19 protein-coding genes are annotated in these 25,445 nt (G+C 47.8%); 5 read left to right on the top strand and 14 right to left on the bottom strand.

Annotated elements, in window-relative coordinates:
• Together thiC and U1I11_RS02640 are read left to right on the top strand one after the other, a co-directional pair.
• The gene (thiC, locus tag U1I11_RS02645) at positions 1-1,764 is read left to right on the top strand and encodes a phosphomethylpyrimidine synthase ThiC (protein ID WP_322903563.1); all 1,764 of its coding nucleotides are present in this window, start codon (positions 1-3) and stop codon (positions 1,762-1,764) included.
• Between the two features lie 209 nt (positions 1,765-1,973).
• Positions 1,974-2,426: an AAA family ATPase gene (locus tag U1I11_RS02640; protein ID WP_322903561.1), complete on the top strand. Its 453-nt coding sequence runs from the start codon at positions 1,974-1,976 to the stop codon at positions 2,424-2,426.
• 173 nt (positions 2,427-2,599) lie between these two features.
• On the opposite strand, the gene U1I11_RS02635 is transcribed toward U1I11_RS02640, so the two are convergent.
• The 8 genes from U1I11_RS02635 to hemE form a co-directional block, all read right to left on the bottom strand.
• Positions 2,600-4,576 carry an ABC-F family ATP-binding cassette domain-containing protein gene (locus tag U1I11_RS02635; protein ID WP_322903560.1) on the bottom strand — a complete coding sequence of 659 codons (1,977 nt, stop codon included), beginning with the start codon at positions 4,574-4,576 and terminating at the stop codon, positions 2,600-2,602.
• Between the two features lie 203 nt (positions 4,577-4,779).
• Positions 4,780-5,373, bottom strand: a complete 594-nt coding sequence (locus U1I11_RS02630) for a TetR/AcrR family transcriptional regulator (RefSeq protein ID WP_322903559.1) — start codon at positions 5,371-5,373, stop codon at positions 4,780-4,782.
• A 10-nt stretch (positions 5,374-5,383) separates the two neighbouring features.
• Positions 5,384-6,232, bottom strand: coding sequence for a DUF92 domain-containing protein (locus tag U1I11_RS02625; RefSeq protein WP_322903557.1), 849 nt, complete (start codon positions 6,230-6,232; stop codon positions 5,384-5,386).
• A complete protein-coding gene (locus U1I11_RS02620; protein WP_322903555.1) occupies positions 6,229-6,852 on the bottom strand; it encodes a fumarylacetoacetate hydrolase family protein in 624 nt (207 codons plus the stop codon). Before U1I11_RS02620 ends, U1I11_RS02625 begins: the two co-directional genes overlap by 4 nt.
• 128 nt (positions 6,853-6,980) lie before the next feature.
• Positions 6,981-8,495 carry a CapA family protein gene (locus U1I11_RS02615; protein ID WP_322903553.1) on the bottom strand — a complete coding sequence of 505 codons (1,515 nt, stop codon included), beginning with the start codon at positions 8,493-8,495 and terminating at the stop codon, positions 6,981-6,983.
• Positions 8,496-8,811: 316 nt separating this feature from the next.
• On the bottom strand, positions 8,812-10,236 hold the full coding sequence (gene hemG / locus U1I11_RS02610) for a protoporphyrinogen oxidase (protein ID WP_322903551.1): 1,425 nt from the start codon (positions 10,234-10,236) through the stop codon (positions 8,812-8,814).
• On the bottom strand, positions 10,236-11,186 hold the full coding sequence (hemH, locus tag U1I11_RS02605) for a ferrochelatase (protein ID WP_322903550.1): 951 nt from the start codon (positions 11,184-11,186) through the stop codon (positions 10,236-10,238). The genes hemG and hemH overlap by 1 nt, the downstream gene beginning before the upstream one ends.
• Before the next feature lie 275 nt (positions 11,187-11,461).
• The gene (gene hemE, locus U1I11_RS02600) at positions 11,462-12,520 is read right to left on the bottom strand and encodes a uroporphyrinogen decarboxylase (protein WP_322903548.1); all 1,059 of its coding nucleotides are present in this window, start codon (positions 12,518-12,520) and stop codon (positions 11,462-11,464) included.
• A gap of 835 nt (positions 12,521-13,355) precedes the next feature.
• Between hemE and U1I11_RS02595 the strand changes: the two genes are divergently transcribed.
• Positions 13,356-14,597 (top strand): MFS transporter, encoded by a 1,242-nt coding sequence (locus U1I11_RS02595; RefSeq protein WP_322903547.1) that lies wholly within the window; start codon positions 13,356-13,358, stop codon positions 14,595-14,597.
• Between the two features lie 245 nt (positions 14,598-14,842).
• Here the strand turns inward: U1I11_RS02595 and U1I11_RS02590 are convergent, their stop codons facing one another.
• Complete coding sequence (locus U1I11_RS02590) at positions 14,843-15,490, bottom strand: O-methyltransferase (protein WP_322904473.1); 648 nt, start codon at positions 15,488-15,490, stop codon at positions 14,843-14,845.
• A gap of 294 nt (positions 15,491-15,784) precedes the next feature.
• Between U1I11_RS02590 and U1I11_RS02585 the strand changes: the two genes are divergently transcribed.
• Entirely contained in the window at positions 15,785-16,948 is a 1,164-nt protein-coding gene (locus tag U1I11_RS02585; RefSeq protein WP_322903545.1) for a THUMP domain-containing class I SAM-dependent RNA methyltransferase, read from the top strand.
• Positions 16,949-17,554: 606 nt separating this feature from the next.
• Positions 17,555-19,582, top strand: coding sequence for an LTA synthase family protein (locus U1I11_RS02580; RefSeq protein ID WP_322903543.1), 2,028 nt, complete (start codon positions 17,555-17,557; stop codon positions 19,580-19,582).
• A gap of 439 nt (positions 19,583-20,021) precedes the next feature.
• Here the strand turns inward: U1I11_RS02580 and U1I11_RS02575 are convergent, their stop codons facing one another.
• From U1I11_RS02575 to U1I11_RS02555, 5 genes are all read right to left on the bottom strand, one after another.
• The gene (locus tag U1I11_RS02575; protein WP_322903541.1) at positions 20,022-20,255 is read right to left on the bottom strand and encodes a YuzB family protein; all 234 of its coding nucleotides are present in this window, start codon (positions 20,253-20,255) and stop codon (positions 20,022-20,024) included.
• 27 nt (positions 20,256-20,282) lie between these two features.
• On the bottom strand, positions 20,283-20,591 hold the full coding sequence (locus U1I11_RS02570; protein WP_322903539.1) for a HesB/IscA family protein: 309 nt from the start codon (positions 20,589-20,591) through the stop codon (positions 20,283-20,285).
• A gap of 102 nt (positions 20,592-20,693) precedes the next feature.
• A complete protein-coding gene (locus U1I11_RS02565) occupies positions 20,694-20,954 on the bottom strand; it encodes a hypothetical protein (protein ID WP_322903538.1) in 261 nt (86 codons plus the stop codon).
• 384 nt (positions 20,955-21,338) lie between these two features.
• A complete protein-coding gene (locus U1I11_RS02560; RefSeq protein ID WP_322903537.1) occupies positions 21,339-23,537 on the bottom strand; it encodes an LPXTG cell wall anchor domain-containing protein in 2,199 nt (732 codons plus the stop codon).
• Positions 23,538-23,573: 36 nt separating this feature from the next.
• Positions 23,574-25,157 carry a hypothetical protein gene (locus tag U1I11_RS02555; protein ID WP_322903535.1) on the bottom strand — a complete coding sequence of 528 codons (1,584 nt, stop codon included), beginning with the start codon at positions 25,155-25,157 and terminating at the stop codon, positions 23,574-23,576.
• Positions 25,158-25,445 lie beyond the last annotated feature (288 nt).

Raw genomic sequence — 25,445 nt, 5'->3', positions numbered from 1 at the left:
ATGACGATTTTGACGAACCCATTACCAGGCAGCCGTAAAGTGTATACGACAGGCTCGCGTCCTGACATTCAAGTGCCTGAGCGCGAAATTGCCCTTTCGCCAACCGAGTTACGCGGCGTGGAAACAGCGAACGAACCGCTGCGTGTGTACGATACGAGCGGCGCATACACCGATGAGGAAGCGATCATCGATATTCGCCAGGGCTTGCCTGCACTGCGAGCGAACTGGATTGCCGAACGCGGCGATTGCGAACATACAGCTGGACGTGTGGCGCGACCGGAAGACAACGGCTTTTCCAGTCAGGATAAAGCCGAGTTGCAAGGTGCCGAGCCATTCCCCCAGCATGGACGCCGACCGTTACGAGCAAAAGCGGGATATAATGTCACTCAGCTCCATTATGCACGGCGCGGCATCATTACGCCGGAGATGGAGTTTATCGCGATTCGCGAAGGGATGGAACCGGATATCGTACGCGCTGAAGTTGCAGCTGGACGAGCGATCATCCCTGCCAACATTAATCATCCGGAGCTGGAACCGATGATTATCGGGCGTCGTTTTCATGTGAAAATTAATGCCAATATCGGCAATTCAGCCGTCGCTTCTTCGATCGAGCAAGAAGTCGAAAAAATGACTTGGGCAACACGCTGGGGTGCCGATACGATTATGGATTTATCGACCGGCAAAAATATTCATACGACGCGCGAATGGATTATCCGCAACTCCCCTGTCCCTGTTGGCACGGTGCCCATTTATCAGGCGCTGGAAAAGGTTGGCGGGCGCGCCGAGGAACTAAGCTGGGAAGTGTATCGAGATACGTTAATTGAGCAGGCAGAGCAAGGGGTCGATTATTTTACGATTCATGCCGGTGTGCTGCTGCGTTATATTCCGCTTACTGCTAAACGCGTCACCGGCATCGTTAGCCGTGGTGGATCGATTATGGCGGCATGGTGTTTGGCACATCATCAAGAAAACTTTTTGTATACGCATTTTGCGGATATTTGCGAAATTATGAAGGCGTACGATATTAGCTTTTCGCTAGGAGATGGACTGCGTCCAGGCTCGATTGCAGATGCGAATGACGAAGCCCAATTTGCCGAGCTGGACACGCTAGGGGAGCTGACGCAAATTGCCTGGCAGCATGATATACAAGTGATGGTCGAAGGCCCTGGTCATGTGCCGATGCATCTGATTCAGGAAAATATGGATCGGCAATTGGATGTGTGCAAGGAAGCGCCATTTTATACACTCGGTCCGCTGACGACCGATATCGCACCAGGTTATGATCATATTACGAGCGCGATCGGTGCGGCGATGATCGGTTCGATGGGTACCGCCATGCTCTGTTATGTGACACCGAAGGAACATCTCGGCTTGCCGAATCGCGATGATGTCAAAGAAGGCGTTATCACCTACAAAATCGCCGCCCACGCCGCTGATCTCGCCAAAGGTCATCCACGCGCCCGTTATCGAGATGACGCATTATCCCGCGCCCGCTTCGAATTCCGCTGGCGCGATCAATTCCATCTGTCGCTCGATCCTGAACGGGCGATCAGCTACCATGATGAAACATTGCCTGCGGAAGGCGCCAAATCTGCGCACTTCTGCTCGATGTGTGGGCCGAAATTTTGCAGTATGAAGATTACGCAAGATATCCGCGAGTTAGCAGAACGGGATGGGGTAGCACCGGAGGAAGCGATTGAGGCGGGGATGGAGCAGATGGCGGAAAGTTATCGGGCGCGGAAAGGGACTGGGGTGTATGGGTGAAGGAATTACGGTAGTGATATTTGAATGACCTGTATTTACAAAAAGGAAATCATCCTGATGATTAGCGTTCAAAATAAAATGCTACTCTGATGAATAATGTAAGTTTAATTTATATTATGCTATCAAGTGAATTTTTGCGTTCATTTGATAGCATTTTATGTATCCTAGTAAATAAGGTATATTAATAGATATAGCTTGGTTGAAAAGGAGTGCATTATGCGAAACCAATGGGATTTATATGTAAAAATTTTGGACATATATATGATAATAATCCCAATATATGGATTATCGAGGAAATTGAAGCACATCTACACACCGAATTGCAATTAAAAATAGCTCGTTTCCTATTCCGGCTCATCAACAAAGATAAATCAATCTGGATCACCACCCATAGCAATACACTTGCCCAACAAATCAACAATCTGTTAACGATCGCCCAAAGAAACGATCAAACCGAACTGCTCAAAAAATTAAATTATAGCGAGCAAGATATCCCAGCTGATCTCAACCAGATACATGCCTATCAATTTGAAGATATTGACGGTAATACCGTCATTACGAAGCTTGAATTAGGACTATACGGCTTCGAAATGAAAACTTTTAATGATACGCTTGAACAATTAATTAAAGAGACTAATATGATCCAAAATTATGAGGAGTAAGCAGATGATTCAGATTGGATTTGATTTAGATCGAATAAATAAAAATATTATGAAATACTAAAAACTCCCTCTCGGATGAATCGACGCACTTATACAAGTGGCTTCCAATCCAAAAGGGAGTTTTATTTTCACTTCATTGATCCTCATTACTAACGTAAACGAATCTCAAGCAATCAACCTTGCTGCTCAATCTTCTCCGCCAGCTCATTCAAATACGTCCAACGTTCCATCAAATGCTCCAATTCCTGCTCAGCCTTTGCCTGTTCGGTCATCAGTTGCTGCAAGCGTGCCGAATCGCTAAAGGCGGCTTCCATCTCGGTTGTGATGCGTTCCAGTTTATGTTCGGCAGCTTCGATCATGCTGTCGATTTGCTCGTATTCGCGCTGTTCTTTATAGCTGAATTTAAGCTTATCGCGCGAGGAGTTACGTTTGTTCGCTTCTCCTGCTGTATCATTGGCACTAGCACTACTGCCGCCCGTTCCAGCATGGCTATTTGCCGCTTTCGACTGCGGAATATTTTTGCTAGACGTTGGTACATCCGACTTCATCTGCTGGGCGCCAGTGCGCTCCTCGTACTCGCTATAGTTGCCGGTATGAATGCTAACTACACCGCCGCCTTCCAGCGCAAAAATCTTCTCACATGTACGATCGAGAAAATAGCGATCATGTGATACGACTAATACAACACCAGGGAATTCGTCCAAATAATCTTCCAACACCGTTAATGTCGTAATGTCCAAATCGTTGGTCGGCTCATCTAGCAGCAGTACATTCGGTGCACTCATCAACACACGTAGCAAGTACAGTCTGCGCTTTTCGCCGCCGGATAGCTTGGCAATCGGCGTCCATTGGGCGGCTGGTGTAAACAGGAAGCGTTCCAGCATCTGGGCGGCGGTAATGCTGCTTCCGTCCGCTGTTTTGACCACTTCAGCGGCTTCTTTAATGTACTCAATCACCCGCATCGATTCGTCCATCTCTTGATGCTCTTGGGTAAAATAACCGAATTTGACCGTTTGCCCGGTAATGATGCGCCCCGATGTCGGTTCGATCCGTCCTGAAATCAGATTGAGCAATGTCGATTTACCACGTCCGTTTGGGCCGACAATGCCGATGCGATCACCGGGCACCGCATGGTACGTAAGCTCATGAATAAGTTCACGTCCACCTAATGTCAACGACACATCATCCAGCTCGATAATTTGTTTGCCAAGACGTGAGGAAACGGTCGATACGTCCAACTGATCGCTACGGCGACCAGGCGCGTCATTTTGCAATTGTTCAAACCGATCGATTCTCGCTTTTTGCTTTGTCGTACGTGCTTTGGCACCTCGTCGTATCCATGCCAACTCACGGCGCAGTAAATTTTGCCGCTTGTCTTCAGCAGCAGCTTCGCGTTCCTCGCGATCCGCTTTTAGCTCCAAATAACGGGTATAGTTTGCCTCATACCGGAACAATCTTCCTTGATCCAGCTCCAACATAACCGTCGCCACACGATCCAAAAAATACCGATCATGCGTAATCATCAGCAGCGCACCGCGCCGTTTTTGCAAATATTGTTCTAGCCAGGTGACTGAATCATGATCGATATGGTTGGTCGGCTCATCGAGAATGAGCAGCTCTGCGGGCTGAATAAGCGCAGTCGCGAGTGCGACACGTTTGCGCTGTCCACCGGACAATGTGCCCATCGGCGCGTCATAACGGGTAATACCAAGTTTGGACAGCACGTTTTTCGCTTCGCTTTCCAATGTCCACGCATCCAGTCGATCCATCTCTTGGCTGACATGTACAAGCTCTTGTTGTACTGCCGCATCATCCGGCTGCTGTTCCAAGCGATCCATCACACTCATATAAGCGCTAACCGCTTGCAGCTCTGCACCGCCACCTTCGAACACTTGACGCAGTACAGTCGCTTCCGCATCATAAGGCGGATTTTGTGCCAAATAACGTACACGCACACTGTTACCGATTACAACTTGCCCGCTGTCCGGTTCTTCCAACCCGGCGATAATTTTCAGAAAGGTGGACTTGCCTGTTCCGTTCACACCGATAATACCGATCTTGTCGCGATCTTCCATGCCAAACGAGGCATCTTGAAACAGTATTTTATCGCCATAGCTTTTGGCGAGCGATTCCACAGTCATTATATTCATTACGCTTCACCTTCTCAGGCTCTAAGCCCGTCATTGATCTTAGTTCAAATAGTGTGAAAGTTCATCTTATTTGGCAAAAAACGTAGTGTGCACGTAAACTTAATTGCTATCAAATTACGTACACAGCGATTTATGCGCAGCTTGCCTATTTATCGCAAGTGACTCCCAATTATGAAGTTCCCCGCAATCTGTAACCTTGCAACTTACGATGGATCAGTCGGATGATGAATCTGTTTCTCACAGCCCATCAGAAACAAGTCGGTCACAAAACGCGTTCGCTCTTGCAATTGCTGCTCATTAAAATCAGGGTTAAACATCAAATCCATTTTGACCCGATCAAGCATACCGATATACGATTCCGCCGACCACCGCGGATGTGCGACTTTGCCTTCTTTTAATACGTCCAGCACAACTTCCATATAGCGAAACATAAACTGCCGCATATACTGCATCAATGCCGGATCATTGTTAGGTGCGCGAAAGACGAGCTTTGTATATTTGCGGCGTTCAAAATGATAGCGTGTATGGTGCACCGCAATCACGTATAGCTTGTCCGCCATACTTGTGCAAGGGCGCAACGCCTCATGCAAATTGTCGAGAAACTGCTCACAGTCACGCCGCGTAACTGCCAAACAGAGCTCCTCTTTGCTTTTAAAATATAAATAAACCGTACCTTTGGCAATGCCAGCCCGATTGGCGATGTCGGAAATTTTCGTTTCATAAAATCCATCCAGACCAAACAGCTCATAAGCAGCATCCAATATGAGGTCTAATTTGTCTCCTGTCGTGCCGCTCATACGCCACCTCCTATATGACTAAAAACAGTAGCGCTACTACTCCGCCGATTACGGAGCTTACCGCGTTCACCATATCATTGTTCATCCAGCGCCAGCCGCGTGCATACACGGTCGGTTGCCCGCAATGCGTGTCTGTTTCGACCATTTTGCCGCAAACGGTACAGCGATGCATCAATTGCACCGTCGCTCCCAAATACGAGTCGGCAAAACACCCTACCAGCCCGCCAATCCAACCAACCAACACCATTACGATTGCACCGTACAGCATACTGTTCACGCCGGATAGGTCAGTATATGGATTACCCACAGCAGACAGAAGCGAAAACAATGCCGCCGCCACGCCGATCACAATCCCACCCGCAGCAGCGGCAATTGTACCACGGAGCGATATCCCGCCGGATGCTCCCGGTTCCAATACACGCCCGTTCAGCACCGAGCGCGGCGGCTTACGGCTTAGACTGCCCCATTCGGTCGCCCATGTATCCGCCGTCACCGTTGCCATCACACCGATAAAAGCGAGTACCCACGCTTCATGCGGCACCAATGCATTGCCTAGACAGAGCACCATACCTAGTCCGCCATTGGCAAACACCTGTCCAGCATCCCGGCGTGATCCTTTGGCATAGTCCTGCTCCATCCGCCGCTTGCGCTCACGCTTCATACGCGATAGCACACTTCCGCTCACAAAAAATAAAATAAGCAGCCCGAACCAGAGCAAATTTCCAGCGGCATAATAGATCGTTCCCATCAGTGCCGCCGCAATCGCGCCGGAACCGGACAGCCATTGTTTACGATAGCCAAGCCCGGCGATCAGACCGGCGCAGATGGCACCGATTAGCCAATCTAGCCAGCTACTCATTGCGCAATCCGGCATGTGCCGACCGTTGCTCCGGCATAGATTAGCTCAAACGTATCGCCAGCCGCGACCGCGCCAACCCCTTCCGGTGTACCGGTAAAAATAATATCCCCTGCCGACAAGCCATACTGCTCACCGATATGCGTCAAAATCGTTTCCAGCGAAAAGATCATATTCGTTGTGCGTCCAAGCTGCACCTGCTCGCCATTTTTGAGCAGTGCAAACTCGTTGTTCAGCCAGCCTTCATTACCTGGAAACGGCACGAATGCGGTCAACGGTGCTGAATTTTTAAAACCTTTGGCAGCTGTCCACGGATGTCCTTTTTGCTTGAGTACGCTCTGTACGTCACGCAAAGTAAAATCGATACCAAGCGCCAATCCATCCACTAGCTGTTCAGCGGACAGACCCGGCTCATAATCACGACCGATCCGTACGACCAATTCAGCTTCATAATGAATCTCGCCTTTATCGGCAGGCAATACAAGCGCTTCATCGTTAAACGGCACCGCCGCATGTGAAGGCTTCAAAAAGATCATCGGTGAACTAGGCACTTCATTGCCAAGCTCCTCCGCATGTAAACGATAATTACGACCGACACAGTATACATTTTGAATGGCACTCATTGAGCATTCTCCTTATCGATAGGAAGTAGGATGGCGATAACAGTTTGCGCATATGACCCGCTGCCTCCATTTCACAACATTAGACATCGGCAAAACTAAAAGCTATATAGATCATTAATCCAAACCGTTTATTTTGACGGAATCGCATTGCCGTTCCCATCAAATCGCACACCGACAGACAATGATTGTAACCGCTGCAACAATGCCTGTGCAGGCTGTTGCTCCATCGGTACAGGCTGTCCAAGCGTAGCAGTGTACGGAATGACTTTCATACTGCATTGCCCTTTAACCGAGCATACCGCCTGAAATACACCGGTATCCCATGTTTTCTTGGTCAATGAATGGGTGAAAATAAAATTGCCTGTACTGTAAGCAATCCATTTGCCTTTATATTGCTCTACCCCTTGCAACACATGCGGATGACCGCCAACGACCAGATCGGCTCCGGCATCGATAAAATCATGCGCCAGCTCAGTTTGTGTATTCACTGTAGCATCCGAACGTTCGATGCCCCAATGAGCGATGACGACGACCAAATCGGCTTCGCTTTTCGCTTTGCGGATCGCTGCTTCTGCCGCAGTCGGATCATATGCCGTCGCTACGCCAGGCTGATTAGTGCCTGCATTCCAGCTTGCGTTTGGAATAACACGGCTAAACCCGAGCAATGCGATCTTGATCCCTTTACGCTCAAATATAACAGGTTTATATGCGCGTGCGGCATCTGCTCCGGCTCCTACATATTGAACACCGCTCGCATCAAGCTGACGGATCGTATCGTTCAAACCGACTACACCTTGATCCAAAATATGATTGTTAGCAAGATTAACGGCATCGATGCCGGCGGCAGCCATATGTGGCAATGCTTCAGGCGCAGATTTAAATGTATACGTTTTGTCGGCTGCGGTTGTATTGGAGCCTGTAACAGGCGTTTCCAAATTCACTACCGTCAGATCATCAGACGTAAACAATTTTTTTACATACTGATACGGGTAATCATATCCTTTTTGCTGTAACAATTCGCCTACTTTCCCGGCAAACATCACATCGCCACCAAAGTTAAGCGTTACCGTCTGCCCCTGAGGTGTAGTATCTGTCTGTGGTGCAAGCGTCGCAGTAGATGGCTGTTTGTTTGGAGCGGTTGCTGTATCGCCAGTTGCAGGCTTGTCGGTGGCGGTCGCTGCGGAATCCGATTGATCTCGCTGCACCGGCGTTGCTTCGCTGTCCGGCTGTTGCTCATTGCCTACTTGTTGATCGCTGTTCATCTGATCTTGCGTTTCCGCAGATTGATCCTGACTTGCCTGATGTTCATTGTCTGCTTGTGCGGATTCCGCCGCCGCTGCATCGTCCGACTGCGGCGCTTGTTCGCTTGCCGCTACGCTATCTTGTTCCGGTGTAGTAGCGGATCGTAATGTCTGCTGCGAGTTGGCTGCTTGCTCATCCGTTGCAGGATAGTCAGCATGCTCTGCCGCTGACACGATCGATTGGGTGGAAGGCTGCTCTTGCAACCAATAAACGACTCCGACTAGTACAATCGCCGTAGCGAGTATACCGTTCAGTAGCATCCACCGTCTGAAGCGCTGTTTGCGACGAAGCAATGCTGCTTGCTGCTGTTGACGGTTTTGTTCTGATTTGGTTGTATACATGCTTTGCTCCTTTAACGAATACGTCTTATCTATTATAGCAGGTTACGCTAATGGGCGAAAAGCTTGCTGTGCAACATTCGTCGCTGCTCAGTTTACGGCGTGCGAGTTTAAATAATTTCAACTTTTATAATGAATGAGAACAAGCACCCCTCCGCCATAATCGAAAAGACGCTTCCTCCTTCAATCAGGACGAAGCGCCTTACATTAGACAAACTATTTTCATATAAAGTCTTGTATTGTGTAATTTTGATCAAGGCGAGACGCCGATACTACCTACAAGCTCATTTCTAAAACGATCATCTGCCTTACCAACCGCTCAGTTCGTAGGTACTGCTACCCGTTTGCTCTCCTGCGCAGCAGCATCTCTTGCTGTACGAATACAATCGGGCAAGCCGACGCCATCATAACCTGCACCGAGCAATAGCAGTCCTGGGCGCTGCTGTGCCAACTCGCTGCGTAGCTTGGCAATCGCGCCCATATGACCGACTGGATATTGTGGCATCGAATGGCGCAGACGGGTAATTTCCGTAAATAATGGCTCGGCATCAATGCCCATCAGCTCGCGCATATCTTGAAGTACGCGTGCTTTAATCTCATCATCCGACTGTTCAACGATTTGTTCCTGTCCGTCGCGACCGACGTAAAAGCGCATTAGCACTCGATCATCCGGGCTTGTATGCAGCCATTTGGTCGATGTCCATGTGCAAGCGGTAATCGTGCGTCCTTCTTTACGTGGTACGAGGAAACCGGAACCGTCATACTCAGTCTCGATCTGTTTGCGGTCAAATGCCATCACGACATTGGCGACCGAGACGTAGTTAATCCGTTCCAGCGCCGTTGTGTCAGCATGACCTTTTAACAGTGGCGCCGCCGCAAATGCAGGCACGGTTACGATCACATGCTCCGCTTCCAGCGTCGTACTATCGCTAAGTGTGACCGTATACAATCCGTTATCGTATGCGATCGAATGTGCCCCTGTCTGCAAACGGAAATCGACATCCGGCGCTAACGCTTGCTCCAACTTGTCAGTCAGACTTTGCAAACCGCGCTTAAAGGTGAAAAATGCACTCTTTTTCGTCCCAGTATGCGTCTCTACCGGCTTGCGACCGGTATTCATACCTTTAATCAAGCTGCCATACTCACGTTCCACTACGCCAAACTGTGGGAATGTCGCTTGCAGACTCAGCTTGCGTGTATCTCCGGCATAAATGCCTGCCAGCAGCGGCTCGGTCACATTTTCCAGCACTTCTTTACCAAGACGGCGCTCGATAAAATCACCGAGCGATTCGTCCTCTCCATCTAGCTTTGGCGGCAATAGGAAATCTTCCAATGCGCGAATTTTGCCATCCATCGAGATCAGATCGCTTTCCATAAATGGACGCAGCTCAGTTGGAATACCAAGCACAAGACCCGATGGCATCGGATGCAGCTTGCCATCATGCAAAATATACGTTTTTTTCGCATTCGGATTCGTCGTCATCAATTCATCGCCTAATCCGACCTCTTGCGCCAGCTCGGTCATCGCTGTTTTGCGCGCCAAATAGGAATCCGGCCCTTTTTCGATGACAAAGCCATCACGATGCAATGTATGCACCTTGCCGCCGAGTGAACCGGACTGCTCCACTACCGTAATATGCGGATGCAGCCCTTGTTCACGAAAATGTTTACGTACATAAAATGCGGAGCTAAGACCGGTAATCCCGCCCCCGATCACGATAATCCGTCGTTTGGATAATTGCATTACACATGCACCTCTTTTGATTTGCGGATGACTTCGTCAGCCAGTACCTCCATGTAGAGTGGGTCTGTATTCAATGAATCGATACGCATTAAACGCATATCCAGCTCTTGCGCAAGCTCTTGTGCTTCAATGTCCAGATCGTACAGCACCTCAAGATGATCAGATACGAAGCCGATCGGTGCCACTAGCACATATTCAACTTGTTCTTCACGCAGCGCTTGCATCGTATCAAGCACGTCCGGACCGAGCCACGGTTCAGCGGTACGTCCTGCGCTCTGCCACGTAAATTGCCATGACGGTACATTGGCACGCTCAGCGATCGCAGCGGACGTTTCCAACAATTGATCACGATACGGATCGCCCATGCTCAAAATGCGCTCTGGCAAGCTATGTGCACTGAACAGCACACGCACTTGCTCACGTGTTGCACCTGTTTCTTCAAACAGTTCCAACTTACTGTTGACCCGGTTCGCTAGCGTTTCGATCAGCTTCGGATGCAGATGATAGCTTTCGATATACGAAATGTTTAGCCCATGCTGCTGCGCTGTTTCGCGTGCACGTTTCAAATAACTGCCTACGCTCATAATCGAATAATGCGGTGCCAGTACGATGCCGATCGCTTCGGTAATGCCGTCTTTGACCATATGCTCGATCCCGTCTTCGATAAATGGATACGCATGCTTGAGTCCTTGATAACATACAAATTCCACATCACTGCCAGCTGTATGCTCGTTTAGCTTTTGCTGCAAACCAGCCACTTGATTGTCCGTATTTTCACGCAGCGGGAATACACCGCCTACAATCGCTTCATAGCGATCTTTTAACTCTTTGAGCTGTTCAGCGCTTGGCGGATTGCCGCGGCGAATATGCGTATAATAAGCTTCTACATCGTCCAAACTGGCAGGAGTACCATAGGACATAACTAGAACACCGATTTTTTTGTTAGCCATTAAGGATCACCTCAACAATAAAGTAATAATACAAAACGATCTCGTCATCGATGACAATCATCACAGTGACGATTTAAATTTCATCTACATTTGGAACTATCGCTTCCTGTTCATCTGCGGAACGATCATACAAACAAACGGAAGCAATAGGTTCCGCTTTCTTTTAATAACGCTCAAACTCACTTTTCAATCAACTATCTTCTATTATGCATAAGCAGCATAGCAATTGCCAATTTGCTAGAGGTTGGATAAACAAACATGATCACCGTGCTCGTTTAACCGGATACGGCACGATTTTTCAATACAGCTGCCGAATATTCATGCACATAATCGGTCAGTTCCTTGAGCTTGTCGATCGATGCTTCCGGAAACAGACCATGACCGAGATTGAAAATATACCCCGGCTCCTGCAATCCTTCATCGATAATTCGGCGTGCCTGTTCATGAATGACCGCTGACGGCGCTGTCAGCACATACGGGTCCAAATTGCCCTGTACCGCATAATTCCCCCCTAGACGGCGGCGCGCTTCCGGAATCGATACCCGCCAATCCAGCCCGATCACATCGACCGGCAAACCGTTCAGCTCCGGCAATAACTCGCCTGAACTGACACCTGGAAAATAAATTTTCGGCACATGCAAATCTTGTAGCTGCTCGAAAATATAGCGAATCGTTGGCAGCACATATGTGCGGAAATCAGTTGCGGACAATGCGCCAACCCAGCTATCAAACAATTGGAACGCTTTGCCGCCATTTTCGATATGTTTGCGCAAATACGTAGCCACCATATCGCCCAGCTTGCGCATGAGCGAGTGCCATAGTTCCGGCTCGCTGTACATCATCGTTTTGGTGCGAATATAACTTTTGGACGGTCGCCCTTCAATCAAATAGCTGGCGATCGTAAACGGCGCCCCGGCAAACGTAATCAGCGGCACATCCAGTTCACGATCCAAAATACGAATCGTCTCCAGCACATGACCGAGGTCTTCTTCCACTTGAATCGGACGCAACCGTTCCACATCGGCGGCGGTACGAATCGGGTTGTCGATGACCGGGCCGATATTTTTGACGATATCAAAATCGATACCGATCGAAGCGACCGGGTTCATAATATCGGAATACAAAATCGCCGCATCCACGCCAAGCTTACGCACCGGCATCAACGTCACTTCGGCAGCTAGCTCCGGCTGACGGCAAATTTCTAGCAATGTATAGTTTTCCTTAATCTTCTGATAATCCGGATCATAGCGTCCTGCCTGACGCATATACCAGACCGGCAAACGGTCGGTAGGCTGCTTCAAGCAGGCTCGTATGAAGGAATCGTTATAACTCATAAAGGCAATCCTCCGCATCGGTAATGTTTCGTTACGCCTGCTGGCGCTCGTTGCTCTGTCTGAACATCGCCTGCGCAAATGCACTAGGCAAAACAACCTATCTTTCCATTGATGTCCATTTTCGTTCCGTTTGACTCACATTTCCATTATCCTCTTTTTCGGAATCCGTAACAACTCCCTTACGATGAACATCCCATGACAATACTATGAACGCATCTGTGCGCTTGCCGCTTCATAATGCCTATTCCAGCTTATCCGTTCGATTATACAAACGATGCTGAGCAGCAGCGCGCACATTTGTTTAACAGCAGCGTTTTTTACCCTATGCTGGCGATGATCCAGGTAGTTGAACAATATGCGCTTTGCTCACCTGTATGTATCGTCTACATCAAGCCCGAACGTGCAGGTAGCTGAACAATATGCGCTTTGCTGTGTTATACATCCTTATGTATTACGCCCTTAAAGTATGCGCACATAATTAAAAATATATGCTATGTAGCGAACAATTTGCAGCAGCGGGTAAAGATGGATACAGCCAGTTAAAGCACATACCGATCTATTTCTTTCGTAAATTTGCACCTGTCGCTAGTAGGCTGTCTCAAATGGAAATTGTGTCTGAACGTACCTTAACCTATTCATCATCAAGCAATGGTTAGATCAACAAACCATGAATGTATTTGAGATAAGTTACTAGATTGCGATATAACGATATAACGCATTTTGGTTTCATCTAATGAAAAAAGGTTTTATTTTTTTGGGATTTTCATTCAAATTTAAGCTATTTTGACGTTAAATATGTTATAATAATGAAATGAATGTAAGGAAGTGAAACGGTATGAAAATATCCAAACTCAATCTGGAACAGTGGAAAATAAACCTAATCGTGTTGTGGGTCGGGCTGTTTCTGCTCAATGCCGGGATGACGATGATCGTCCCTTTTATCGCGTTATATTTGTCACAAGACCTCGGTGTACATGGTGAGCACCAGATCGCGCTCTGGGCAGGCTTTATTTTTGCGGCTAACTTTGTCACCTCATTTATATTCCAGCCGCTCTGGGGCAAATTGTCCGATCAATACGGGCGCAAAGTGATGTTGCTACGTTCCGGATTCGGAATGGCGATCATATTTACACTGATGGGTTTTGCTACGCAAGCATGGCATCTGCTCGCCTTGCGGCTGCTGAACGGAACGATTTCCGGCTTTAATCCAGCGGCAACTTCGCTCATTTCCAGCAATACGCCGAAGGAAAAAATGGGCTTTGCGATGGGCATTAGCCAATCCGGTACGGTTGCCGGTACGATTCTCGGCCCGCTAATCGGCGGTATACTGGCGGATACGATCGGCTTTCGTTATATTTTTTACATTACTGGATCGTGTATTTTTTTGGCGACATTGCTGGCATTGTTTCTCGTACGCGAGCAATTCGACCGCTCGCTAGCAGCCCAAATGCCAAAGGTATCCGTACTGTCCGGCTTGCGTGAACTCAGTCTGACTCCGCAATTGCCCGCTTTGTTTGCCGTCACATTGCTGCTGCAATTTGCGATGATTAGCCCGATGACACTGATGCCACTCTATGTGCAAAAGCTGCACGGCGCCACCGAAAATCTAGCATTTTGGGCAGGATTGGTCAGCGCGGTCACCGGCTTATCGAATATGCTAACCGCGCCTTTCCTCGGCAAAATAAGCGACAAATACGGCGCGCACCGTGTATTGACCTTTTCGCTGATTGGAGCCGCATTAACGCTTATTCCGCAAGCCTTTGTGCAAAATGTAGGACAGCTGCTGGCGATTCGCTTTTTGATGGGATTATGTATGGGCGGTCTGCTACCAAGCGTCAACTCGCTTATTCGCTCGTACACACCGGACGGGATGGAAAGCCGTGCCTTTGGCTTTAACAGCAGTACGAATGCGCTGGGCAATATGACCGGATCGGTTATGGGCGGTATGTTAGCAGGTTTTATCGGTATTGAAGGACTGTTTATTATGTCCGGCATGTTGCTGCTGCTTAATATGATGTGGGTACGCTCCAAACTGTATGGCAAACCATCGACTGGACGACAGCAGAAATCGGCATAAGTTGAAGGCAGTACCCTCTGTTTTTATCCAAAAAAGCACAAACCACCGCACGACGCCAACGGATTGGCAATGCGACGGTTTGTGCTTTTTGCATATGATGTTTGCTGTTTGTATGTGCATGCAGACTAGTCGCTATAATAAAAGCGAATCAGTCAAAACGAATCCGTTCGCAACCGTATAGGCTTTCTCTCCCGATTCGTCTCCTTGCTTATGATTCGTCTTCTTCGTCTCTTATTGAAACATCATCAGCCTTTCACTCTGGCGATCGCCAATCCATCATAAGCAGGCAGAAGCGTGCCGGTCAGACGCGGATCGTTTGCCATCCGGCGATTAAACTCACGTACCGTTTGGATCGCTGGGCCGTTTCGCTCCAAATTGAGCGTACGTCCGCGCAACAGCAAATTATCGCCGACAATAATCGCACCTGGTGTAGCCAATTCAAGCGCATAATCGAGATAATTTACATAGTTTAATTTATCCGCATCGATAAAAAAGAAGTCAAACCGCTGACCTTCCTGTTTTAATTTAGCTAGACTGTAAATCGCTTCACCGATCCGATACTCGACCTGTGCTGCATAACCAGCGAGTCGCATATGCGTCTGTGCAACTTCCGCATAATCAGGGCGCAGCTCCAGTGAAACGATGCGTCCGCCTTGATCCATACCACGTGCCATACAGACGCCGCTATAACCGCCCAGCGCGCCAATTTCCAAAATCGAGCGTGCACCGGACATTTGTACGAGTAATGTGAGCAGACGTCCATATCCAGGTTCGACGGATACTTCCGGCATTTTGTGTTCACGAATCGTTGCTTTGATCTGTAATAGCAGTTCGTCCTCCTCAATTAGTTCATTCATATATTGCTCCGCATTCGAGCCGTGTTGTTGTGTCATTTGCATTCCAATTCTCCTTTAACCTATATTGTGCTACGCAGAAGTTCTGCTCATTGGGTATCCGTTGTCGATTCCATTCAAAATGCGCACTTTTTTGCCGGAAACGTTTGTAAGAACAGACGCATTCACCTATACTAGATTGTATGGTTTTCAGGCGTGACCGGCAAGCAAAACACACGATCATACGATCCAGACGCTATGGACGGACTACTGGCAATGATTGCCCTGCCTGGATTGCAAACAGGAAATCAACATCAATCGCTATCTTACAATAAACAGGAGTGAATCCGTATTATGAAACAGTATGAGTTAATTGCAACTTGCCCGATGGGTATTGAAGCTGTTGTCGCGCGTGAGCTCAAACAGCTCGGCTACGATGATGCACGCACAGAAAATGGACGTGTACGCTTTAGCGGCGACCTGATCGACATTTGTCGCTGTAATTACTGGCTGCGCACTGCCGATCGCATTGTGATCAAGATGGCGGAGTTTGCAGCAACGACATTTGATGAGCTATTTGAAGGCGTCAAAGCGGTATCGTGGGCAGACTTTATTCCGGCTGACGGCGAATTTCCGGTTTCCGGTCGCTCGCAAAAGTCACAGCTTAGCAGTGTACCGGCAAGCCAAGGTATCGTCAAAAAAGCGATCGTTGAAAAGCTTAAACAGACGTACAATACCGAATGGTTCCCGGAAGATGGCGCATTGTATGCGGTCGAAGTATCCCTGCTTGAAGATACCGCACTAATTACACTCGATACAACCGGCCCTTCCCTGCATAAACGCGGTTACCGCAAGCAGGCAAATGAAGCGCCGCTCAAAGAAACGCTAGCGGCTGCGCTCGTGCTGCTCAGTCGTTGGGGTCCGCATCGTCCACTGTATGATCCGTTTTGCGGCTCCGGCACATTGCTGATCGAAGCGGCGATGATCGGCTGGAATATCGCACCTGGATTGCGTCGTAGCTTCCCATCAGAAGGCTGGTCGATCATTGCCGATGAGCTGTGGGAAACAGCGCGCGATGAAGCATTCGATGCGGTACAAGACGATATTCCGCTCAACATTATCGGCAGCGATATCGATCCGTCCGCTATCGAAATCGCCAGAGCATGTGCCAAAAGCGCCGGGCTTGGCGATGAGATTGAATTTAAAGTGATGCCCGTATCACGCATCCAGCCCAAAGGCAAATTCGGCTGCATTATTACTAACCCCCCATATGGTGAGCGCTTAAGCGAAGCGAAGGAAGTGGAAGCGATGATTCGTGATCTAGGCAAAGCATCGATCTATTTGCCGGATTGGTCGGTATTTGCGATCACACCGACACGCCATTTCGAGCAATTTTTCGGACGCAAAGCAGATAAGCGCCGCAAGCTGTACAATGGACGGATCGAATGTCAATTTCTGCAATACCTCGGCCCATTGCCACCTCGTGTAAAAGCGGAAGCAGACGAGCCGCAGGCGTAAAGGGTACCTACGTATTGAACGAGGATTAGCTTCGTTTCAGAGCAGACTCACCTACTATCATTTGATATAGACAGCCGACTGGTACTGGCGCTGTTGGCGACCCTACGAATAGGTTCATTTGATCGCATGGTCACCGATGGCAAATATAGCTTGGCATCAGCGATCATCTTAATACTACACCTACTACCGGACTGCATAATGCGAGCAGGCATACATGACAGTCCGGCGGTCTGGTGTCATTTTTGACTGTTAAATGGGTGTAAACGAAGCAGTCAGTTTACGTTGTATGCATCGTTCAACCGTATAAGTATGTTGTAGTTTATACGCCGTTTACGCACAATTAACGTGCATATTCATCGCAATTTTTGCTATTTTCCCGCCTAAATGTACTCATCTGCTCTCAATCGCTTGAACAACAACAGCGAACATGTTAAACTGCACGCTAATGTGCAATATTTCATCTATGTAAACATGTAAATGTAATGTAAGCATGGACATGACCGCGAGTGGCGATCATTTCATGTTGTATATCTTTATCTATTTAACGCCGTAACACGCTACACTTGGCTGTGGAAACGGCGTCTTTCGCAAGGAGGCTTCGTTCATTTGGAATCTTTTACTTCCGGTTCACAGCGGCAAAGCTGGATGCAGCGACTGCTGTCGCCGTTTGCCCCCACCCGTATCGCTTACTGGCTGTTTCTGGTCGTTATTTTGGGGAAATTAGTCTATTTGCAACATAATATTCAATTGCCAAATATTGATATGACCAATTTGGATGTCGTGACCGCAATTGGATCGACCATACTTGTTTCGTTTTGGGTCGTATGGCTGCCAAAGCGCGCACGCATCGTAGCGCTTATTATACTCGATATGCTGCTCAGTGTGCTTATATTTGCCGATCTGGTGTACTTTCGGTATTTTCAAGATTTTATTACTATTCCGGTGTTATTGCAGGCTGGACAGGTAGAATCGCTTGGCGGCAGCATTCGTGAACTGCTCGCTGTCCAAGATTGGTGGCTATTTGCCGATCTGATCGTACTGCTGGTGGCAGGCATCGTAGCGCTGGTGCTGCGCATGCGCCGTGGCAGTCGTTTGAGCGCTAGTCGTAGCAGTAACCGGCTGTCATTTGCTACGACAACAGCAACCAGCAACATCCGCCAACGGATCGGTACACGTTTTACCAAAGGAGCTGCACTGTTTGTGCTTGGCTGTATGCTTACGCTCGGCCCGATCAAATATGCAACTTCCACTTGGGCAGTCGGACTGTTTGCCGGCAACTGGTGGAATATGTCCCTTTATAATGTAACCGGTTTGCTCGGCTTTCACGGTTATGATATTTATCGGTATGCAGATGATCATTTTGGCAATGGCAGTCAGTTGTCGGCGGCACAAACCGATGAGGTGAAGCAGTGGTTTGCCAACAAACAAAACGGACGTGCCAAAGCAGGCGATGATAAGCTGTTTGGCGCTTATAAGGACAGCAATGTAATTGCGGTTCAAGGCGAAGCGTTTATGAACTTTGTGATCGGCAAAAGCTTTAACGGGCAGGAGATTACGCCTAATATTAACCGGCTGATGAAAGAAAGCATGTATTTTAGCCAGTATTATCATCAGACTGGACAAGGACGCACATCGGATGCGGATATCGGCTCCAATGCGTCATTGCACCCATTGCCAACCGGATCGGTATTTACCCGTTATGCCGATCATCAGTATGACACATTACCGAATATTTTGAGTAAACAAGAGTATCAGTCATACGTGTTCCATGCGTATGAGCCAAGCTTCTGGAACCGTTCAGTCATGTATCAAAATATGGGCTACACGAAATTTTTCAGCAAAAATGATTTTACGATCGATGAACCACTCGGCTGGTCGCTTGGTGACAAATCGTTTTTCCGGCAATCGGTGCAAAAAATGAGTCAGCTCAAGCAGCCATTTTACTCGTTTATGATCACATTATCGAGCCATCATCCATTTACGCTGCCGCCTTCAGTACAGGAGCTCGATATGGGCGATCTGTCTGGCACTACGTTTGGCGACTATATTCAGGCACTGCATTATGTCGATGCCGCGCTCGGTGAAATGGAAGACGAGCTGAAGGCAAATGGATTATGGGACAAAACGATCCTCGTCTTTTACGGCGATCATGATGACTCGCTCAAAGAAAAAGAACCGATGGAGGAATTCCTCGGCAAGTCGCTAAGCGATCTAGATATGGAACAGCTAATGAACCAGGTGCCGATGCTCATTCACTTGCCAGACGGTGCCCACGCTGGCACTTATAATATTCCGGCTGGTCAGCTCGATATGACACCATCGCTGCTGCATTTACTGGGCGTCAATGCCAGCCCGTATTATTTGATGGGTAACGATATGTTTAACGACCGGGAGAAAAAGCTAGTCGTGTTACGCACCGGTGCCTTTAGTGATGGCAATATATTTTATATCCCATCTGCGGATGGCGTGTTTGAGCATGGCACCGCCTATGATCTGAAAACACGGCAAACGACCGACATCGAGCGCGCCCGCGCCGGTTTCACCGAAGCGCAAAAACGGCTCAACATTTCAGATGAACTGATTACAGGCGATCTGATTCGCAAGTTCCATGCAGAGCAAGCGGACGCGAAATAAGCGGCAAGATCAAGTGGCATAGTCTATCAATCCGTTCGCCAATTTTACGATCGGATTGAATAGACCCTATAAACTCTGTGCATACATGGATAAGCATACATCGATATTCATGTTGTCATTGCATGCGATACATTACAGCGCTTGATTGACTACAGATATTTATCGCAAACGAATGATGACGTAGTCATTCGTAGCTAGCCTATGTATGTACAAGCGCTTTTCTGTATCACCATAAGTATGCTTTATAATCAAAAATCCTCCCGTCAATCGGTCGCTATGACCGTAGACAGGAGGATTTTTCAGGTTTTAGGTATACGTACTTCAGTATAGATAATACGTACTTTAGGATGCGTCTCTATTCGGACTGCCGGTCGACCATAATGACAAACAGTCAAAATGACCGCTTGCCGCAGCATCGGGCAGTGTCATATTATACGGATTATGGTTTTGGTTTTTTTACGAATTTGGCAACCTTGTCCAGCACTTCTTCTTCAGTCGGAGCGCTCACATATCGGCCGTTAATAAATACAAAGGCACGCTTGCCACATGGACCGCAATACGACTTGCAGCCGATTTTAATCTCAGCATCAGGCGCCATCTTTTCCAATTTAGGAATAATCGTTTTCAGGCGAATATGATTGCACTCATCACATACGCGAATATCGTTAGCCATAATAATTACTGTTTCCCTCCGGTCATCTTAATGATGATGGTGACCGAAATCGCCTTTGGATGGGTTCGTAATTACAAAGCCTTCTTCACCTACATACAAATAATCGATTTTGACGCCATCCAACCACGATTCGTTCGGATCGACCGCAACATCGATTTCTTTATCTGTAGCAAAGACTTGTTCATGACTTTGTGGCTCAGCCAGGTCCATACCGTAGTGCACGTGGTCACCGTGGGAATGAGTCACAAATACACGCAGTTTCAAACCGGCATTTTCCGGTTTGTCCATCTCTTTTTTTATCTGTTTCGCTGCATTGCGCGTAATTTTAACTTTCATGGGATCAGCTCCTTCGTTCAGTTCGACTTGCCTGCCATATGGCAGGACGCAATAGTTCTATTGTATAACTCGTCCCGCCAATACGCAAGGCTAAACCGTTCCTCAACGGCGCGGATCGTATTCGATCACAGACAATTTGCTCTCTGCTCGCGATACAAACCAGTTCATCATTAGCAATGTAACTCCGATATCGTCGATCGGCATAAATGGCATCACATCCGGCATAATCCAGTAAGCGAGCACCGGTATTACAAATAGCATTTTCTCTTTTAACGGCAGCTCTCTGGAGGTCAGCAAACCCGGTAATTTTTTAAACACATGCAACCATTGTTTTGCTGAAAATAAACGAGCCCATTTGGACATATCGCATCTCTCCTTTATACATAGCGCCGCATCTGCGATCAGGGCGCTTTTCCACCTTAATGAATGTATGCACAAATTGTGCGTACTGTATATAATACGCAAGCGTCATCAAAAGTTTCAGAAAATAAGCGCTATCTGAATAGATATGTAAATAAAAGAGCCGCTTTTATAAACCAAAAGCGGCTCCACAAGCTGGATGCTCTACAAATAAAGGAGCTTCCCTTCATACGTCGAATCGTGTTTACGATCTATCAGTTTGTACCAATCATGTCTACTTATGCAGCGACATGTTTATCATCTAATCTAACTCGGAACAATACACTGTTGCTCATTTTTGCAAGATTTTACTATTTTACTGCGGTGCCATACATTATGCTTGGCAGCTTAGTTCCAACGTGTCATTTGGCTACGGCTACGCAGAGCCAAACCAAGCAGAACAAGCGCGATACCGAGTACATATACAGCCAGTGGAGTCGTTTCACCTGTTTGTGGCAATTGATCCAACTCCATAATAGCGCTATTTTGATTCATAGCTGTTGGAGTAGTTGTCGCTTGCTCATTCGCTGCCACTTGTCCATTGGCTGCAACTATACCTGTGCTAGCTGCTGTTACGCTGGCACTTTGATCGCCTGAACCCGTCGCACTCGGCAACATTTCTGCCGCTGCTATTACGTCTGTAGTAGCTGCATCAACCGAATTGCCAGGCTGAGTCGTATTGCCTGCATTTGCAGTTTCCGCTGTCATGACAGGTTCATCCGTAGACGCCGCAGCAATGACCATATCTGTGCCTGCTGCTTCACCAGTCGATGAACTGGAAACGGAACCGCCAATGCTACTATTGCCTGTACTGCTCGCTTCAGTCGAACCGTTGCTGCCTATTGAACCGTTACTACCGGAGTTGCTACCGCCAGTGCTGCCGGTATTGGTACTGCCTTCGTTGTTATTACTGTCAGTATTTCCGGTATTTCCGTTGTTGCCTGTGTTGCTATTACTACCGGTATTTCCTGTATTTCCGTTATTGCCTGTGTTGTCGTTACCGCCGGTATTACCATTGCCACCCGTATTACCACCGGTGTTTCCGTTACCGTCCGGAGTCGTGCCGCCTGTATTGCCGCCATTGTTACTACCATTATCGTTCCCGCCACCATTACCAGGTTGCGATGGTCCCGTTGGATCGGTTCCATTACCACCAGAGCCGTTATCGCCACCACTAGGTGCTGGCACAAAGCTTTGATTACCCAGTACGGTTAAGTTCAGATCAGGTAAAATGCCGTCATTCAGACCGATGGAAATTAAAGAAGACTGCTGACCATTACCTTGATTATTTTGCTGGCTGTTATTTTCAAGTATAGCCAAATCAAGATTACTGCCGAGCACATTGTCTAGCCCCAGCGTTACACCAGACTGTTGCTGATTCGTGCCGGTTGGCGTAGTTTGCTCATGATTGTCGAGTACACCGACATGCACGTTGTCACCTAGAATTGTATCTGTAGCTCCTACTTCTACTACTGCTTGGTGATCAGTGCTTGCTGTACTGCCAGTCTGCTCATGATTGTCGAGTACACCGACATGCACATTGTCACCTAGAATTGTATCTGTAGCTCCTACTTCTACTGCTGCTTGGTGATCATTGCTTGCTGCACTGCCAGTCTGCTCGTTATTTTCAAGCACACCGACATGCACGTTGTCACCTACAACCGTATCCGTAGCGCCTACTTCTACTACTGCTTGGTGATCATTGCTTGCTGCGCTACCAGTTTGCTCATGATTGTCCAGCACACCCACATGCACATTGTCACCCAAAATTGTATCTGTAGCACCTACTTCCACTACTGCTTGGTGATCATTGCTTGCTGCACTGCCAGTCTGCTCGTTATTTTCAAGCACACCGACATGCACGTTGTCACCTACAACCGTATCCGTAGCGCCTACTTCTACTACTGCTTGGTGATCATTGCTTGCTGCGCTACCAGTTTGCTCATGATTGTCCAGCACACCCACATGCACATTGTCACCCAAAATTGTATCTGTAGCACCTACTTCCACTACTGCTTGATGATCATTGCTTGCTGCACTGCCAGTCTGCTCCTTATTTTCAAGCACACCGACATGTACGTCGTCACCCAGTGCCGTATCTTTAGCGCCCACTGTGACAACTGCCGAGTGAGTGCTGTCAGTGTTTTGCTCTGATTGCTCATGATTGTCCAGCACGCCGACATGTACATCATTACCAACGATTGTATCGTTGCCGGTAATGTCTACAACTGCCGCATCATTTGCGTCACTGGTCGATGTAGCGGAGTCAGATGAAGTCAGCACTTCAGCCTGTACGCTATCTCCCAGTATCGTGTCACTAGTTTGCACATTTAGCACAGAACTTGCCGACTGTTCTGCTCCGTTAGCGCTCGTATTGCTATTTTCCAATACACCGACATGCAGGCTTCCTTCATCGCCACGATTGCCGATATCGAGCTTAAGCAGTGCATTTTGATCCGCTTGTGCGGCTTGCGCTGTTCCATGTGACCACGCCATTGCTGCTGCCAGACAACCTGTTGCTACCATCATTTTCACTGACCATTTCATTGTTAATCGCTCCCTTTTATTTTAATAAGACAGATGTCAATTAAAATAGGGAGCCGATTGCGGCGGTTGACCAGGTGGTGCATTCATCCATTGACTACTTCCACGCTGAGCCTTTGCATTGTATATCCAGATTGGCTGTTTCGGCAGCGAAGTTTGCGCTGCTTCTAGCAGCATAGCTGTTGGTGCTGTACCGCCTACATTACTGCCTGATGAACTGATTTGACCAGCGGATGAAGCAGAGCCTGTATTGATCACAGCCAACATAGTACCGTCCCAACCCTGTGCAAGCGGCAACCCGGACGGAGCAAATGGTATGTTGCCGTCTTTCGTTAGAGCGGACGAAGATGCGGATAGCGACCCATTTTCGGTTGCGCTCTGTCCTACCGGAATGGAGACAGCTGGATTAGCAACACGCGTTTGCATGTCCGTATTCGTTTGCGCATTAGCTGTTACAGGTTCCATATTGCCAAGCTCACCAGCAGGCTGCTCCATGTTGGATACAGCTTGAACTGAAGTATCGCTTTCATCCGAAGTACTAGCAATAGGTTGATCCGTCAAGCTTGGATACACTGCTAACACTGGACTGTTCGCATCCGCATCATTCGAAATCGGAGTTACCATTCCAAGCGAAGCACCGTCTACAACTGGCGTACGCTCTGCTACAGACGATTTGCCTGTTGCATCGGTCATGCCAGGTTGACGTTCTGCTGGTTGCTCGTTACGACTTGGATTCAACGGAGACGCTGATGTCTCGTCCGTGTTAGGATAAGATACGGATATGATCGGTGGCACAGTAACAATTGGAGGTACAGTTACAACGGGTGGCACCGTCACGATTGGCGGTACGTTCACTACAGGTGGAACAATAACCGGAGTCGAGACAACCGGTAATTGATTCACCGTCTCTTTGACGATCACAGGCACATTTTCAACGATAGTGCCTGTCGTGTCTACGACTTCAGTTACGGCTTCAACTGTCGTTTCCGTTACCGCTTTGACCGTATGATCGACTGTGCCTATCGTTCCGGCTACCGTATCTTTTGTTGTAGATACCGTGCCAGATACGGCAGAGGTGGCTGTATTCGCCGTCTCATTAACCGTATTGGTGACGCCTGATGATACAGTTCCGGTAATGTCTGACGGCTTGCCGGAGACTACTTTCTCCGTTTCCGTCACTACATCTTTGGTCAGATTACTAGCACGATCAACGATATTCGTTGTATTACTAACCGTTTCCGTTACGACTTTGCTTACATTGTCAACCGTGCTTGTCGTCTGGGAAACAACATCGGATGTCGTTTTTTGTGTCGTATCTGCAACCGATTTCACTGTATCGGTTAGCGTACTTGTCAACGAAGCAGTTGTACGCTGAACAATCCCGGCTGTTGCCTGATTGGTGCTGCTTCCATTGGCATTACTGCTGCTGGACGTTGCCTCACTGCTCGTATTGCTGCTAGCAGCTGCGGTATTGCCATTGGAAGTGTCGCTGCCGCTCGTTTGACTTTGAACCGTGACCCCTTTGGACAACGATAGTTCAACTTGAGCTGCATGTGTAGTAGGAGTGTACGTCCACATGCCTACAACTAACAAAATAAACAACAGAGTGATACGATCGTTCATTGGATTTTTCACCTCCTTTCACGTACGAAATAGAGCTATACAACTGTGCTTGATTTTTTGAAAACTTAGCATCTTGAAAAAGAATATTCATCTTTAGGAAAGCAAATACTCATAAATAATATTATGGAAAATTAGGTTATAATTATAATACCCAAATTTAAACGATTGAATTACTATATTTAGTATATTTGTAACTAATAAAGTTATTCATTTTGCGAATTTTTCCATATGAGATTATATTATGGAGCACCAACTATAAAATGCCATCAAAAAAGGAGCACAACCCTA

The sequence above is a fragment of the Paenibacillus campi genome (assembly GCF_034659835.1).
GTDB classification, from domain to species: Bacteria; Bacillota; Bacilli; order Paenibacillales; family Paenibacillaceae; genus Saccharibacillus; species Saccharibacillus campi.
This window is presented reverse-complemented; position numbering and strand designations above follow the sequence as displayed.

Excerpts from the sequence above, each read along its gene's own strand:
- thiC (WP_322903563.1), top strand. The coding sequence starts at position 1 with ATGACGATTTTGACGAACCCATTACCAGGCAGCCGTAAAGTGTATACG.
- U1I11_RS02635 (WP_322903560.1), bottom strand. The coding sequence starts at position 4,576 with ATGAATATAATGACTGTGGAATCGCTCGCCAAAAGCTATGGCGATAAA.
- U1I11_RS02630 (WP_322903559.1), bottom strand. The coding sequence starts at position 5,373 with ATGAGCGGCACGACAGGAGACAAATTAGACCTCATATTGGATGCTGCT.
- U1I11_RS02625 (WP_322903557.1), bottom strand. The coding sequence starts at position 6,232 with ATGAGTAGCTGGCTAGATTGGCTAATCGGTGCCATCTGCGCCGGTCTG.
- U1I11_RS02620 (WP_322903555.1), bottom strand. The coding sequence starts at position 6,852 with ATGAGTGCCATTCAAAATGTATACTGTGTCGGTCGTAATTATCGTTTA.
- U1I11_RS02615 (WP_322903553.1), bottom strand. The coding sequence starts at position 8,495 with ATGTATACAACCAAATCAGAACAAAACCGTCAACAGCAGCAAGCAGCA.
- hemG (WP_322903551.1), bottom strand. The coding sequence starts at position 10,236 with ATGCAATTATCCAAACGACGGATTATCGTGATCGGGGGCGGGATTACC.
- hemH (WP_322903550.1), bottom strand. The coding sequence starts at position 11,186 with ATGGCTAACAAAAAAATCGGTGTTCTAGTTATGTCCTATGGTACTCCT.
- hemE (WP_322903548.1), bottom strand. The coding sequence starts at position 12,520 with ATGAGTTATAACGATTCCTTCATACGAGCCTGCTTGAAGCAGCCTACC.
- U1I11_RS02595 (WP_322903547.1), top strand. The coding sequence starts at position 13,356 with ATGAAAATATCCAAACTCAATCTGGAACAGTGGAAAATAAACCTAATC.
- U1I11_RS02590 (WP_322904473.1), bottom strand. The coding sequence starts at position 15,490 with ATGACACAACAACACGGCTCGAATGCGGAGCAATATATGAATGAACTA.
- U1I11_RS02585 (WP_322903545.1), top strand. The coding sequence starts at position 15,785 with ATGAAACAGTATGAGTTAATTGCAACTTGCCCGATGGGTATTGAAGCT.
- U1I11_RS02575 (WP_322903541.1), bottom strand. The coding sequence starts at position 20,255 with ATGGCTAACGATATTCGCGTATGTGATGAGTGCAATCATATTCGCCTG.
- U1I11_RS02570 (WP_322903539.1), bottom strand. The coding sequence starts at position 20,591 with ATGAAAGTTAAAATTACGCGCAATGCAGCGAAACAGATAAAAAAAGAG.
- U1I11_RS02565 (WP_322903538.1), bottom strand. The coding sequence starts at position 20,954 with ATGTCCAAATGGGCTCGTTTATTTTCAGCAAAACAATGGTTGCATGTG.
- U1I11_RS02560 (WP_322903537.1), bottom strand. The coding sequence starts at position 23,537 with ATGAAATGGTCAGTGAAAATGATGGTAGCAACAGGTTGTCTGGCAGCA.
- U1I11_RS02555 (WP_322903535.1), bottom strand. The coding sequence starts at position 25,157 with ATGAACGATCGTATCACTCTGTTGTTTATTTTGTTAGTTGTAGGCATG.